This is a genomic window from Enterobacteriaceae endosymbiont of Donacia semicuprea, assembly GCF_012570535.1.
GTDB lineage: Bacteria > Pseudomonadota > Gammaproteobacteria > Enterobacterales > Enterobacteriaceae.
Genome location: NZ_CP046210.1, coordinates 78719 through 92708, shown reverse-complemented (window position 1 = coordinate 92708; position 13990 = coordinate 78719). Strand labels below are relative to the sequence as shown.

The window sequence follows — 13990 nt, the reverse complement described above, 5'->3', positions numbered from 1 at the left end:
ATTATATTTTATTATGATTAATTTATTAATAAATAAAATATTATTATATATTCATATATCTATAATAATTTATATTATAATTAAAGTTTTTATAAGATATAAAGATATAAAATCTTATATATTATGGTTTTTAATTTTATATATTTTTCCTATTATAGGAATTATTTTTTATTTTATTTTTGGAGAAATCTACTCAAGAACTCAATTTAAAAATAAAAAATCTAAAAAAATATGGTTTCGTTATAGTAAGTTATTAAAAAATTTACAAATATTTTATAAATTAAACTATAAAGATAAAAATATAAAATTTAAATCACTATTTCAATTATGTAAAAATCAACAAAATTTATTAAGTATGACTAATAATTCAATAAAATTAATAAATTCATCAATTAAATCAATTAAATTATTAATTAATGATATTAATAAGGCAAAAAAAAGTATACATATAGTTTTTTATATATGGCTACCAGGAGGATTAGTTAATAAATTTTCAAAATCTATCATAATGGCAGCAAAAAGAGGAGTTAAATGTTATATAATGCTAGATTATATTGGAAGTAGAAAATTTTTTTATAGTTCTTGGTATAATATTATGTTAAAAGTAGTAGGTATTTTTATTATTAAATCATTAAAAATTACAATTTTTAAAGCTTTTTTTTATCGTATAGATTTAAGGCAACATAAAAAAATAGTTTTAATTGATAATAAAATTGCTTATGTTGGTAGTATGAATATGATAGATGTTCAACTTTTTAAAAAAAATATTAAAACAGGAAAATGGATTGATTTAATGATTCGTATAAAAGGACCAATTGTTAATACAATAAGTATTATTTATTCATATGATTGGAAAATTGAAACAGGTAAAAATATTTTATCTATTAAACAATTAAAAAAAAATTTATTTAAATATAAAAATAAAAATAAAAATAAAAATAAAAATAATATAAATAGAATACAAGTGGTGTTTTCAGGATTAGAATTATCAAAAAAGATTATTCATAATTCTTTAATTACTGCAATATATTTATGTAAAAAAAATTTAATTATAACAACTCCATATTTTATTCCAAGTAATAATTTATTATTAGCAATTTGTATTGCTGCGAAACGTGGAGTAAATGTAAAAATTATTGTATCAAAATATAATGATTCAAATTTAATTTATTGGGCTAGTAAATTTTTTTTTTATAAATTATTAAAATCTGGTATTAAAATTTATCAATTAAAAAAAGATTTTTTACATGAAAAAAGTATTATTATAGATAAACAAATAAGTTTTATAGGTACTGTAAATTTTGATATAAGAAGTTTATATTTAAATTTTGAAATTAATTTAATCATAGATGATATTATTTTTAATAATTCTCTTTTATTTATACAAAATAAATATATTTTAAAATCTAAAAAATTAGAATATAATTTATGGATAAAAAGACCATATTGGCATAAATTAATAGAAAAATTATGTTTTTTATTTAAATATATATTATAAATATAGAATAATAAATATTTTAAGTATAAAATATATTATAATAGTAATTTTAAAAATTTTAAATTATTATGAAAATTATTTCATTTAATATTAACGGTATAAGAGCTCATATACATCAATTAAAATTAATTATAAAAATTTATAATCCTGATATTATCGGTTTACAAGAAACAAAAGTAAGTGATAAAGAATTTCCTAAGAAAAAATTATCTGAATTAGGTTATAATATTTATTTATATGGTCAACAAAAATATTATGGTGTTTGTTTACTTACTAAAATTACACCATTTAATATTAAACAAGGATTTTTAATAAATGATGATGATCAAAAAAGATTAATAATGATTGATTTAAATAGTTCTATTGGTAATATAAAAATATTAAATTGTTATTTTCCTCAAGGAAATAATAAAAATAATATTAAAAAATTTAGATATAAAATTAATTTTTTTAATAATTTATATTATTATATGAAAAAAAATTTAAATCCAAATAACCATATTATAGTTATGGGTGATATTAATGTTAGTATTTCTAATTTAGATATTGGTATAGGAGAAAAAAATTATAAAAAATGGTTAGAACAAGGAAAATGTTCTTTTTTACCAGAAGAAAGATTTTGTATTCATCAATTACTTGATTGGGGTTTATTTGATATTTGGCGTTTAAAACATCCTTTAACAAATAATAAATTTTCTTGGTTTGATTATAGAAATAAAGGATATTTTATGAATAAAGGACTAAGAATTGATAATATTTTAGTAACTAAATCATTAATTAAATATTATATTGATTCTAATATAGATTATTCTATTCGTAATTTAATTAAACCTTCAGATCATGCTCCTATTTGGGTAAATTTTAAAATTAATTAATAAATTTGTATTTTAAAAATAGGTGAAAAATGATTAAAATTTTGAATTTAATAAAAATTTTTTTTTGTTATTTATGGTCATTGATTAATTTTACTAGAATTTTAATAATAAATATAATTTTTATATTATTAATTTCTATATTATGTTATTACATATATAATATTAAACATAATAAAAATGTTAATAGAACATTTAAAAAAAATAATCAAGTATTAGAAATTAATTTTGAAGAAAATATTAATAATGATACTGTATATAAAAATAGTTTATTATTTAATTTATATAATAAATATATACAAAAAAAAAAAAATTATTCTGTATTAGATATAATTAAAACCATTAATCATGCAAAAAAAAATAAAAATATTTCTGGAATTATATTAAGATTTAATAATTTAAATATTTATGATATATCTACACTACGCTATATAGGAAAATATTTAAATAATTTTAAAAAATCAGGTAAAAAAATATATGCAATTGCAGATATATATGATCAAAATCAATATTATTTAGCTAGTTTTGCTAATAAAATTATTTTATCTCCTTATGGATATATAAAGTTACGTGGTTTTGAAATGAATAATTTTTATTATAAAAATATGTTAGAAAAATTAAAAATAAAACCTAATGTACTTAAAATAGGAGAATATAAATCAGCTGTAGAACCTTTATTAAGAAATAATATGTCTAAGCATAATAAAATAATTATGCAAAAATTAATTAATAATTTATGGAATGATTATTTAATCACCATATCAAATAATAGACACGTAAAACCAAAAGATATTTTTCCTACAGATCAAAATTTTTTAATTTCTTTAAAAAAATATCATGGAAATCTAGCATTATTTGCATTAAAAAATAAATTAATAGATAAACTTTATACTAGTTCTGAATTTGAAATAGAAATGATTAAAAAATTTGGCTGGAATAGTACAAAAGAAACATATAATAAAATCAATTTAAATGATTATATAAATATGTATAAATTAGATAATATAGAAGAAAATGGTAATATTGCAGTTATAACTGTAGATGGATTAATGCAATATGGTAAAAATACAAGCAAAATTATTACTAATGAAATACATAAAGTTTATAAAAATTCAAATATTAAAGGATTAATATTAAAAGTTAATAGTCCAGGAGGAGATATAATGGCTGCTCAAGATATTTATGATGAACTTAATTTATTAAAAAAAGTACATAAACCAATAGTAGTATTAATGGGTAGTATGGCTACATCAGGAGCATATTGGATTTCTACAGCAGCTGATTATATAATTAGTGATTCAACAACTATAACTGGTTCAATTGGTATTTTTACTGTTGTAAATAATTTTAGTAAAGTTTTAGAAAAATTAGGTATTAGTAAAGATGGAGTAAATATATCAGATAGATTTAATATTACTATGAGTACAAAATTACCATATATAGCAAAAAAAGTATTACAACTAAATATACAAAACGGTTATGAAAAATTTATTAATTTAGTATCTCAAAGAAGAAATAAACCTATAGAAGAGGTTAAAAAAATAGCTAATGGAATGATTTTTATAGGAAAAGATGCTATTAAAAACGGTTTAGTTGATGCTTTAGGTGATTTTGATTATGCAGTATTAAAAATAGCTCAATTAACAAAAATTAAAAATGTTAAATTACAATGGGAAAATATTCAAACCTTTAATTTATTAAATCTTCTTGTTAACACACATAGTTACATTATATCTGAGGTTATTAAAAATAATATAAAAATTTTTTTTAAAGAAAATTTTTTATCATTAAATAATAAAAATTATAATTTTAAAAAAACATATTCTTTATATATTATGTAAAATAATAATAACTTTATTATATATTATTAATTTTGTTTTTTGTTTTGAGGAGATAATTTAATGTCTATTAGAGTAGCTATTAATGGATTTGGAAGAATAGGTCGTATTTTTTTTCGTATTGCTCAAAAAAATAGTGAAGTTAAAATTATAGCAATAAATGATTTATTAGAAGTAAATTATATGGCTTATATGATAAAATATGATTCTACACATGGACATTTTAATGGAAAAATTAAAGTTAAAAATAATAATTTAATTATAAATGAAAATATTATACACATTTTTTCTGAATCAGATCCTAGTAAATTAAAATGGGATAATTTAAATATTGATGTTGTTATAGAATCTACTGGTATTTTTTTAACAAAAGAACTTGCTAATAAACATATTTATGCTGGTGCAAAAAAAGTTATTATTACAGCACCTCCTAAAGATAATTCTATTCCTATGTATGTAAATGGAGTTAATTTAAATAATTATAAAGGAGAAAAAATTATTTCTAATGCTTCATGTACAACTAATTGTTTAGCTCCTTTAGCTAAAATTATTAATGATAATTATATTATTGAAAATGGTTTAATGACAACTATTCATGCAGTGACTTCAACACAAAAAACTGTAGATAGTCCTTCTAGGAAAGATTGGAGAGGCGGTAGAGGAGCTTATCAAAATATTATTCCTTCAAATACTGGAGCAGCAAAAGCTGTTGGTATTGTTTTACCTGAATTAAATAATAAATTAACAGGTATTTCCTTAAGAGTACCAGTTGCTAATGTTTCTGTAGTTGATTTTACAGTTCAAGTTTTAAAAAAAACTACATTATCAAATATTTATGAAATTATTAAATTTGCTTCACATAATTATATGAAAAATATTATTGGTTATACAGAAGATGATGTAGTTTCAAGTGATTTTAATGGGTCATTATTAACATCTATATTTGATAAAAAAGCAAGTATTGCTATTAATAATAATTTTTTTAAATTAATTTCTTGGTATGATAATGAAACAGGATATTCTGCTAAAATACTAGATTTAATTTTACATATTTTTAAATAAAATTTCTAATAAGAATATTTAAAAAAAAATTATTGCTATGTATTTATTGATTAATACATAGCAGTTAAAAAAATTAATATTTTATAAAATTTTGTTAATATTTTAAAAATAATTATTAGAAAAATTTGTTTATACCTTGTCTTCCACCTAATAAATGCATATGTAAATAAAATATTGTTTGACATCCATGTTCATTACAATTAATAACAATTCTATATCCTTTTTTATCAATATTTTTTTTTTTTGCTATTTTAGATGCAATAAATAACATTCTTCCTAATATTAATTCATCATTTTTTTTAATATCATTAAGTGTTGCAATAAAATTATTAGGTATAATTAAAATATGTACCGGAGATTCAGGTTTAATATCATTAAAAGCAGTCACTAAATTATCTTGATAAATAATATTAGTAATAATTTTTCTAGATAAAATTTTTTGAAATATATTTTTTTTATTATTCATAAAACTTATTTTTTAATAATTATCTTAATTTTTACTTATCTTTTTTTATAAAATTTTCCATTTTTATTTTTAAATTATCTGATTTAGTTCCAAATACAGCTTGGATACCATTACCTGAAATAATAATTGCAGACGCTCCTAATAATTTTATTTTTTTTCTATCAACTTTATTGATATTTTTAACACTTATACGTAATCTAGTAATACAAGCATCTAAATTAGTAATATTATTACTTCCTCCAAAAGCATTCACTAATTCTTTACCATAATTTTTTGATAATATATTATTATTTTCATAAATAAAATTTTGTATTTTTTCTCTTCCAGGAGTTTGTAAATTTAACTTTTTTATTAATATTTTAAATAGACTATAGTAAATAATAGTATAAAAAATTCCTATAATAGGAAATAACCATATTTTACTCCCGTTACCACTTAAAATAATAAAATCTATTAAACCATGAGAAAAACTAGTTCCATTTCTCATTCCTAAAATAATACAAATGGGAAAAGATAATCCAGATAAAATAATATGAATAATATATAATATTGGTGCTACATACATAAATGAAAATTCTATAGGCTCAGTAATTCCTGTAAAAAAAGATGTTAATGCTGCAGATAACATTAAACTACCAATTTTTTTTTTATTTTCTTTTTTTGCTGTATGCCATATTGCTATAGCAGCTCCTGGTAATCCATACATTTTAAATAAAAAACCTCCAGCTAACTTTCCTGCAGATGGATCTCCAGCTATATATCTTGCAATATCACCATGATACATTTGTTTAGTTACTGTATTCATAAATGAACCAATTTCCATTTGAAATGGAACATTCCATATATGATGTAGACCAAAAGGTAACAATGTTCTTTCTATTATTCCATAAATACCAAATGCAAATATTGGATTTTGATATACAGCCCAATATGAAAAAATTTGTATTAATTTACCAATAGGTATCCATATTACGGATAATAATAAACCAATAAAAATAGACATTAATCCAGAAATAATAGGAACAAAACGTGTTCCAGAAAAAAAACCAAGATAATCAACTAATTGAATTTTATGAAAATGATTAAACATATAAGCAGCAATAGAGCCAGCAATAATACCACCTAAAACTCCCGTATCAGTTAAATGTTTTTGTATTATTATTTCTGGTGTAATTTTATTATGTAATAACATAGGAATTACTACTTCAACAGTTTTTGTTAAAATACCATAAGAAACAACAGCTGCTAATGCAGATGCACCATTATTTTTAGTAAATCCTAAAGCTATACCAATAGCAAATATTAAAGGCATATTTGCAAATACAGAACTACCCGTTTTTTCCATAATATTAGAAAGAATTTTAGGTAACCAATAAAAATGGGCTGATCCTATACCTAATAATATACCAGCTATAGGTAATACTGATACAGGTAACATTAAAGATTTACCAATTTTTTGCATATTAGCAAATGTATTTTTAAACATGATGAAACCTTAATTTAATTATTTTTAAAATTATTATTTATATTTATAAATTTTTTCTAAAGATAATAATAAGTTAATTAATACTAATTCATTATTAATTATATTAATTTTTATTAAAATATTACGATAATATAATATTTTTTTTATCATTAATAAAATTTTATCTAAAAAAATTAAGTTAGATATTTTATTTATAATTAAAATTTGATCTAAATTATAAAAATATTTTTTATCTATTTTTAGATGTAATTTTATTGTATCTAATAAAATTAGATATATCCAATTTAAATATAATAAAATATTTTTATTGTTTAATATATATAATAATTTCATTATATCTTTTTCTAAAGAAGATATAAAAATATTATATAAAATTTTTCTCTCTTTCCATATTATATTATTTAGTAATTTATATGCATAAATTGGAGCATTATTACATAATCGTAATGCTGTTTGTATATATATTTTTTTTAAAATTTTACCGTTTTTAAGTTTATTTTTTAACCAAGAAATACCTAATGTTTCATTAGGAGGATATATGTACCAAAATTGACATCTACTATATATTGTAGGTAATATTTCATATTTATTGTTACATTGTAAAAAAAAATAAGTATCTATAGGAGGTTCTTCTAAAATTTTTAAAATAGCATTACTAGATGATAGATTTAATTGTTTAGCATAAGGAATCCATACAATTTTACCTTTATCTTTAAAAGAAGAATTATAAATATTATTTATTAAATTTCTAATTGATTCTATACTAATAGTTTTTTGATTATTTTTACATTTAATGATATGTAAATCAGGATAATTATTTTCTTTGATTAATAAACAATTATTACAAACAGAACAACTATATAAATTATTTTTATTTATACAAAAAATCCATTTAATTATTTCATAAACTAAAGAAATAGTACCTAAACCATTTATAGAACAAAAAACAAAAGTATTATAATTTTTTTTATTTAAAAATTGATAAATTATTTTTTTATAAAAAAAATTTAACCAAGGATAAGAAGAATTATACATTTTTATATTTCTGTAAATTTTATTAGTTTTATAATTTTTTTTTTAACTAAAAATTTAACATTTTCTAAACTATTATTTGCATTAATTATTTTTATTATTTTATTTTTTTTTGCTATTTTTAAATAATAATTACGCACTCTAGAAAAAAAATTTATAGATTCATTTTCAATTCTATCTTTTTTTTTAAATTTAATTCTTTGTAGAGCTATTATAGGATCAATATCTAAATAAATAATAATATCAGGTTTTATATTATTTTTAATAAAGTTTTGTAAAAAAGTTATATATTTTTTATTTATTCCTCTTCCTCCAATTTGGTAAGCGTAAGAAGATATATCATATCTATCAGATATTATCCAGTGTGTATTAATATTAGGTCGTATAATATTATTTAATAATTGTAATCTAGAAGCATATATTAATAATAATTCTGTTTTATAAGAAAAATTTTCTTTTTTAGTAAATTTTATAATATTTCTTAATTTTTCAGCAACTGGAGTTCCTCCAGGTTCGTGAGTTAAAATAATATTTGTAATATTAAAATTTTTTAATAATTTTATTATATAATTACAAATTGTTGTTTTTCCAGATCCATCTATACCTTCTATTACAATAAATTTATGATTTTTCATTTTATGTTATTAAAATTTTATTAAAATAAATAATATTATAGTAAAATTTTTTTAAAAAAAATTATTAATTAAATAAAATAAACCAAATATTATTTAATAATTAATTTTAATTAATTATATATTTATATAATATTAATGTTATTTAAATTAATAATTATTTATATAATAATTTTAAAATATATTAAAATTTGTTATTATTTAAAATTTTTATAAAAAGATAATAATTATTATTATTAATAATAAATTATATTTTTTTAAATATTAATGATGCATTAGTACCTCCAAAACCAAAAGAATTACATAATACATATTTCATATTATTTACATCACGAGAAAAATTAGGTACAAAATCTAAATTTAAATTTTTATCAGGATGATCTAAATTAATTGTTGGTGGAATTATTTGATTTTTTAAGGATAAAACAGAATAAATAGATTCAATTGCTCCTGCTGCACCTAATAAATGGCCAGTAATAGATTTAGTAGAGCTTATAAATAATTTAGAATAATTATTTTTAAAAACTATTTTAATAGCATTTGCTTCTGCTATATCTCCTAATATAGTTGATGTACCATGAGCATTTATATATTGAATTTTTTCAGGATTAATATTTGCATCTTTTAATGCATTTAACATAGATAATTGAGCTCCTTTACCATTTATAGAAGGAGAAGTTATATGATATGCATCATTACTCATCCCAAATCCAATAATTTCAGCAAAAATATTTGCATTTCTTTTTTTTGCATGATTATATTCTTCTAAAATTAATATACCTGCTCCATCTCCGATTACAAATCCGTCTCTATCTTTATCCCAAGGTCTACTTGCTTGTTTAGGTTGATTATTTCTTTTAGATAAAACTTTCATAGCACAAAAACCTCCTAAACTTAAAGGAGTAACAGCTTTTTCTGATGCTCCAGCAATCATAATATCTGCATCATTATAAGATATAATTTTAAAAGCCATGCCAATATTATGCATTCCTGAACTACATGCTGTGCTAATTGATAAACTAGGACCAGTTAATTTATATTTTATTGAAATATTACCTGTTATCATATTCAAAATAGTTGATGGGAAAAAAAAAGGACTTATTTTTTTTAAACCTTTTCTATTTAAAATATAAGAATTTTTTTCAATTAAATTTATACCACCTAAACCAGAACCAACAGAAACACCAAATCTTGGATTATGGTTTTTATTAAATAATAAACCAGAATTTTGAATCGCCTCCTTACAAGCAACTAATCCATATTGTATAAATAAATCAATATTTTTTTTTTTATTTATAATAAAATCTTTATATTTAAAATTTTTTATTAAACCAGCAATTTTAGTTTTATATTTATTAATATTAAAAGTATCAATAATATTGATACCACTATTTCCATTTATAAGATTATACCAATTAGATTTTATTGAATTACCTATAGGAGTTATCATTCCAATACCAGTAATTACTACTCTACGTCTATACATTAATTTTTTTTTATTTAAATTATTCATATTTTATTTAAAATTATAAAATAACATAAAAATATTATTTTATTTCTTAATTTAAAATTAATTTTAATTTTTATAATCATTAATATAATTAATTGCTTCTTGAATAGAAGTAATTTTTTCAGCATCTTCATCTGAAATTTCAATATTAAATTCTTCCTCTAATGCCATTATAATTTCAATAGTTTCAAGAGAATCAGCATTTAAATCTTTTTTAAAAGAAGAAGTATTCGCAATATTATTTTTTTTAATTTCTAAAATATTAATAATAATTTTTTTTACACGTTGTGTAATAGAATTACTTGTATTCATTATATTTCCTATTAAAATTTTTTAAGATAAAATTATTAATTTTATTTTTATAAATAAAATAAAAATTATTTCATATATAAACCGCCATTAATGTGTAATGTTTCTCCTGTTATATAAGATGCTTTTTCAGAAACTAAAAAAATTGCAGCATCTGCTATTTCTTGAGGATTTCCAAAACGTTTGGATGGGATTTTTGATATTATATTATTACGATATTTTTTTTTCAATTTTAATGTCATATTAGTTTCAATATAACCAGGAGATATAATATTTACAGTAATTCCTTTATGTGCTACTTCTTGAGCTAAAGATTTACTAAATCCTATGATTCCTGCTTTTGTTGCAGCATAGTTAGCTTGTCCCTTATTACCAATAATTCCTATTATAGAGCTAATATTAATTATACGACCAAATTTTTTTTTTAACATATAATAAATAACTTCTCTACATATTTTAAAAATAGAAGTTAAATTAATTTTTAAAACATTATTCCATTGATAATCTTTCATATTTAAGACAAGTTTATCATATATTATTCCAGAATTATTAATTAGTATATCTAAACTTTTAAAATTTCTAATAACATATCTAATAAAATTATTGATAATATATGTAGAATTATTTTCTAAATTAAGAATTAAACCAATACCATTTTTACCTAAATAATTATTTATTATTTTTATTCCATTCGAATTAGTAGATGTACCAATAACATAAGCTCCATAATTAGCTAATGTATTAGCAATATTATATCCTATACCTTTACTTGCACCAGTAACTAACGCTATTTTACCATTAAGATTAATATTTATCATTTATTTATTATTAAATTTTGTATTTTTTTAATGTAACAAGAAATGATTTTAAATCATAAATTGAACTTATATTTAAATCGTTTAAAATTGGTTTTGATATTTTTTTAAGTATTTTTTTAGGAGTAAATTCAATTACATTAAATATATTTTTTTTTTTTATAAAATTTAAACATCCCACCCAATTTACAGTGGAATATAATTGTTTTACTAAATAATTTTTAATTTTTTCCGGTGATTTTTCATATTTACAATTTATATTATTAATAAATATAATTTCAGGTTTATTAAATATAATTTTATCTAAAAAATTTTTAAATTCATATATTATAGGTTTCATTAATAAACAATGTGAAGGTATATTTATATTTATAGGAACTATACGTGCACCCAAAAATTTAAATATTTTTATAGCTTTAATTATGGCTAATTTATTACCACTAATAGTAATATTTTTATATGAATTATAATTAGATATTGATATAATATTCTCTTTTTTTGAAATTTTTATACAAATATTTTCCACTATTTTTTTTTTATTCCGATAATTGTTTGCATGTAATATCCATTTTTATTATAATCATTTAAATTAGATGATAATTTATGCATTAATTTACCTCTAAATTTTACGATTTTAATTGCATCAGAAAAACTGATAATATTACTACAAACCATTGCAGTATATTCTCCTAAACTATAACCCATTACTATACTAGGTAGTATACCATTTTTTTGCAACCATAATCTATATATAGCTATAGATGCGGTTAAAATAGCTGGTTGTGTATAATAAGTTTTATTTAATTTTTGTGATGTACTATACTGAATTAAATTCCATAAATCATATTTAAGAATTTCAGATGCATAATTAAAAGTTTTTTTTATAATTTTATAATTATTATACAAAGAAGATAACATTCCTATAAATTGAATTCCTTGTCCTGGAAAGATTGCAATAAATTTTTTCATATTTTAAAACATCTAATTTTAATTAAATATAAAATTTAAATTTTTTTTAAAAATATTAATATTTAATAATATTAATTATTATTTTTAATAATAATTTGTTTTCCTCTATAAAAACCATCATCATCTATATGATGATATAAACATTTTTTACCAGTTTTTTTATCAATTAGTAAAATTTTATTATTGGATAATTTATCATGAGAACGTCTCATACCACGTCTAGATCTAGATTTTTTATGTTTTTGTACTGCCATATTTTTTTAAAATACCTCTTATATTATAAATATTTTTTCTTTATTTAATTATATTAAAAATTAATTGTATTTTAAATATTTTTTATTATATATGCAATATAATTTATTAATAATTTATTTTTGATAAACAATTATTTAATTCTTCACTTAATGGTGCATATATTTTAATTTTTTCATTGCTAATAGGATGTATAAATTCAATGTTTTTAGCATGTAAAAATAATCTATTTAAATTATAAATTTTTTTTAATTTTTCATTAAAAGTATAATCACCATAACGTTGATCAAAAAGTATAGGATGTCCTATATGAGACATGTGTACTCTAATTTGATGTGTTCTACCAGTTAATGGTTTTATTTTTACCAACATTATATTTTTATAATTTTTAATAATTTTAAATTTAGTTTCTGAATATTTTCCCGTATATTTATTTATTTGTACTTTAATTTTTTTATTAAAATTATTTTTTAATAAATAATTTTTAATATAAATATATTTTTTTTTAAAACAATTACCTTTTACTAAAGCAATATAATTTTTAATTATTTTTTTTTCTCTTAATTGTTTTTGTAATATTTTTAACACCGATCTTTTTTTTGCCATTATTAATACTCCAGAAGTTTCTTTGTCTATTCTGTGTACTAATTCTAAAAAATAATTCTTTTTAAATAAAAATCTAAAATTTTCAATAATTCCATAATTAATACCACTACCTCCATGAACAGCAATACCAGAAGGTTTGTTTATGGCTAAAATATATTTATCTTCAAAAATTATAATTTTTTTTAAAAAATTCTTTTTTTTTAAACTTAAATTATATTTAATAGGCTTAATTTTATTAATATATATAGAAGGAATTTTTATTATGTCTTGGGATTTAATTTTAAAATTTGGTAAAATTTTTTTTGTATTAACTTTTATTTTTCCTAGTCTTAAAAGACGATAAATCCTACTTTTAGGAATATTTTTAAATTTATTAATTAAAAAATTATCTATTCTTTGTTTATCAATATTTGAAGAAACAGTTATAAATTTAGTTTTTATTATTTTATACATATAATTATAAATTAAATTAATAATTTTATTAATATAATCAAAAGTTTTAATAAAAGATAATAATATGTTATATATTTAATAGAAAATTATTATTGAATATAAAATTTTATGTTAATATTTATTTTTAATAAAAAATTTATTAAAATTTTAATAAAAAAATTAAAATATATTTAATTTAGTCATAATTAGG

Annotated in this window: 15 protein-coding genes; 4 read left to right on the top strand and 11 right to left on the bottom strand. The window is 18.5% G+C overall.

Features of this window, described 5'->3' with window-relative positions; translation table 11 throughout:
* The first annotated feature begins 13 nt into the window (after positions 1–13).
* The 4 genes from cls to gap all read left to right on the top strand — a co-directional run bounded on the left by cls (position 14) and on the right by gap (position 5270).
* Entirely contained in the window at positions 14–1498 is a 1485-nt protein-coding gene (gene cls, locus GJT91_RS00480) for a cardiolipin synthase (protein WP_168868309.1), read from the top strand.
* A gap of 68 nt (positions 1499–1566) precedes the next feature.
* Complete coding sequence (gene xthA / locus GJT91_RS00475) at positions 1567–2373, top strand: exodeoxyribonuclease III (RefSeq protein ID WP_168868308.1); 807 nt, start codon at positions 1567–1569, stop codon at positions 2371–2373.
* A 29-nt stretch (positions 2374–2402) separates the two neighbouring features.
* Positions 2403–4211 carry a signal peptide peptidase SppA gene (sppA, locus tag GJT91_RS00470; RefSeq protein ID WP_168868307.1) on the top strand — a complete coding sequence of 603 codons (1809 nt, stop codon included), beginning with the start codon at positions 2403–2405 and terminating at the stop codon, positions 4209–4211.
* 60 nt (positions 4212–4271) lie between these two features.
* Positions 4272–5270 carry a type I glyceraldehyde-3-phosphate dehydrogenase gene (gene gap / locus GJT91_RS00465; RefSeq protein ID WP_168868306.1) on the top strand — a complete coding sequence of 333 codons (999 nt, stop codon included), beginning with the start codon at positions 4272–4274 and terminating at the stop codon, positions 5268–5270.
* A 115-nt stretch (positions 5271–5385) separates the two neighbouring features.
* On the opposite strand, the gene GJT91_RS00460 is transcribed toward gap, so the two are convergent.
* The 11 genes from GJT91_RS00460 to GJT91_RS00410 form a co-directional block, all read right to left on the bottom strand.
* Positions 5386–5736: a histidine triad nucleotide-binding protein gene (locus GJT91_RS00460; RefSeq protein ID WP_168868305.1), complete on the bottom strand. Its 351-nt coding sequence runs from the start codon at positions 5734–5736 to the stop codon at positions 5386–5388.
* Positions 5737–5767: 31 nt separating this feature from the next.
* Positions 5768–7222 (bottom strand): PTS glucose transporter subunit IIBC, encoded by a 1455-nt coding sequence (ptsG, locus tag GJT91_RS00455; RefSeq protein ID WP_168868304.1) that lies wholly within the window; start codon positions 7220–7222, stop codon positions 5768–5770.
* 33 nt (positions 7223–7255) lie between these two features.
* Positions 7256–8257, bottom strand: a complete 1002-nt coding sequence (locus GJT91_RS00450; RefSeq protein WP_168868303.1) for a DNA polymerase III subunit delta' C-terminal domain-containing protein — start codon at positions 8255–8257, stop codon at positions 7256–7258.
* Between the two features lie 2 nt (positions 8258–8259).
* Complete coding sequence (tmk, locus tag GJT91_RS00445) at positions 8260–8889, bottom strand: dTMP kinase (protein ID WP_168868302.1); 630 nt, start codon at positions 8887–8889, stop codon at positions 8260–8262.
* A 244-nt stretch (positions 8890–9133) separates the two neighbouring features.
* Positions 9134–10372, bottom strand: coding sequence for a beta-ketoacyl-ACP synthase II (gene fabF, locus GJT91_RS00440; RefSeq protein WP_168868616.1), 1239 nt, complete (start codon positions 10370–10372; stop codon positions 9134–9136).
* Between the two features lie 90 nt (positions 10373–10462).
* On the bottom strand, positions 10463–10708 hold the full coding sequence (gene acpP, locus GJT91_RS00435) for an acyl carrier protein (RefSeq protein WP_168868301.1): 246 nt from the start codon (positions 10706–10708) through the stop codon (positions 10463–10465).
* A 65-nt stretch (positions 10709–10773) separates the two neighbouring features.
* Positions 10774–11514: a 3-oxoacyl-ACP reductase FabG gene (gene fabG / locus GJT91_RS00430; protein WP_168868615.1), complete on the bottom strand. Its 741-nt coding sequence runs from the start codon at positions 11512–11514 to the stop codon at positions 10774–10776.
* Positions 11515–11533: 19 nt separating this feature from the next.
* The gene (locus tag GJT91_RS00425; RefSeq protein ID WP_168868300.1) at positions 11534–12046 is read right to left on the bottom strand and encodes an ACP S-malonyltransferase; all 513 of its coding nucleotides are present in this window, start codon (positions 12044–12046) and stop codon (positions 11534–11536) included.
* Complete coding sequence (locus GJT91_RS00420) at positions 12046–12489, bottom strand: ACP S-malonyltransferase (protein WP_168868299.1); 444 nt, start codon at positions 12487–12489, stop codon at positions 12046–12048. The genes GJT91_RS00425 and GJT91_RS00420 overlap by 1 nt, the downstream gene beginning before the upstream one ends.
* A gap of 71 nt (positions 12490–12560) precedes the next feature.
* The gene (gene rpmF / locus GJT91_RS00415; protein WP_168868298.1) at positions 12561–12743 is read right to left on the bottom strand and encodes a 50S ribosomal protein L32; all 183 of its coding nucleotides are present in this window, start codon (positions 12741–12743) and stop codon (positions 12561–12563) included.
* A gap of 106 nt (positions 12744–12849) precedes the next feature.
* On the bottom strand, positions 12850–13800 hold the full coding sequence (locus GJT91_RS00410; protein ID WP_168868297.1) for an RluA family pseudouridine synthase: 951 nt from the start codon (positions 13798–13800) through the stop codon (positions 12850–12852).
* Between the last annotated feature and the right edge of the window lie 190 nt (positions 13801–13990).

Bases quoted from the DNA above. Each gene is read 5' to 3' on its own strand.
- cls (WP_168868309.1), top strand. From the start codon at position 14: ATGATTAATTTATTAATAAATAAAATATTATTATATATTCATATATCT.
- xthA (WP_168868308.1), top strand. From the start codon at position 1,567: ATGAAAATTATTTCATTTAATATTAACGGTATAAGAGCTCATATACAT.
- sppA (WP_168868307.1), top strand. From the start codon at position 2,403: ATGATTAAAATTTTGAATTTAATAAAAATTTTTTTTTGTTATTTATGG.
- gap (WP_168868306.1), top strand. From the start codon at position 4,272: ATGTCTATTAGAGTAGCTATTAATGGATTTGGAAGAATAGGTCGTATT.
- GJT91_RS00460 (WP_168868305.1), bottom strand. From the start codon at position 5,736: ATGAATAATAAAAAAAATATATTTCAAAAAATTTTATCTAGAAAAATT.
- ptsG (WP_168868304.1), bottom strand. From the start codon at position 7,222: ATGTTTAAAAATACATTTGCTAATATGCAAAAAATTGGTAAATCTTTA.
- GJT91_RS00450 (WP_168868303.1), bottom strand. From the start codon at position 8,257: ATGTATAATTCTTCTTATCCTTGGTTAAATTTTTTTTATAAAAAAATA.
- tmk (WP_168868302.1), bottom strand. From the start codon at position 8,889: ATGAAAAATCATAAATTTATTGTAATAGAAGGTATAGATGGATCTGGA.
- fabF (WP_168868616.1), bottom strand. From the start codon at position 10,372: ATGTATAGACGTAGAGTAGTAATTACTGGTATTGGAATGATAACTCCT.
- acpP (WP_168868301.1), bottom strand. From the start codon at position 10,708: ATGAATACAAGTAATTCTATTACACAACGTGTAAAAAAAATTATTATT.
- GJT91_RS00420 (WP_168868299.1), bottom strand. From the start codon at position 12,489: ATGAAAAAATTTATTGCAATCTTTCCAGGACAAGGAATTCAATTTATA.
- rpmF (WP_168868298.1), bottom strand. From the start codon at position 12,743: ATGGCAGTACAAAAACATAAAAAATCTAGATCTAGACGTGGTATGAGA.
- GJT91_RS00410 (WP_168868297.1), bottom strand. From the start codon at position 13,800: ATGTATAAAATAATAAAAACTAAATTTATAACTGTTTCTTCAAATATT.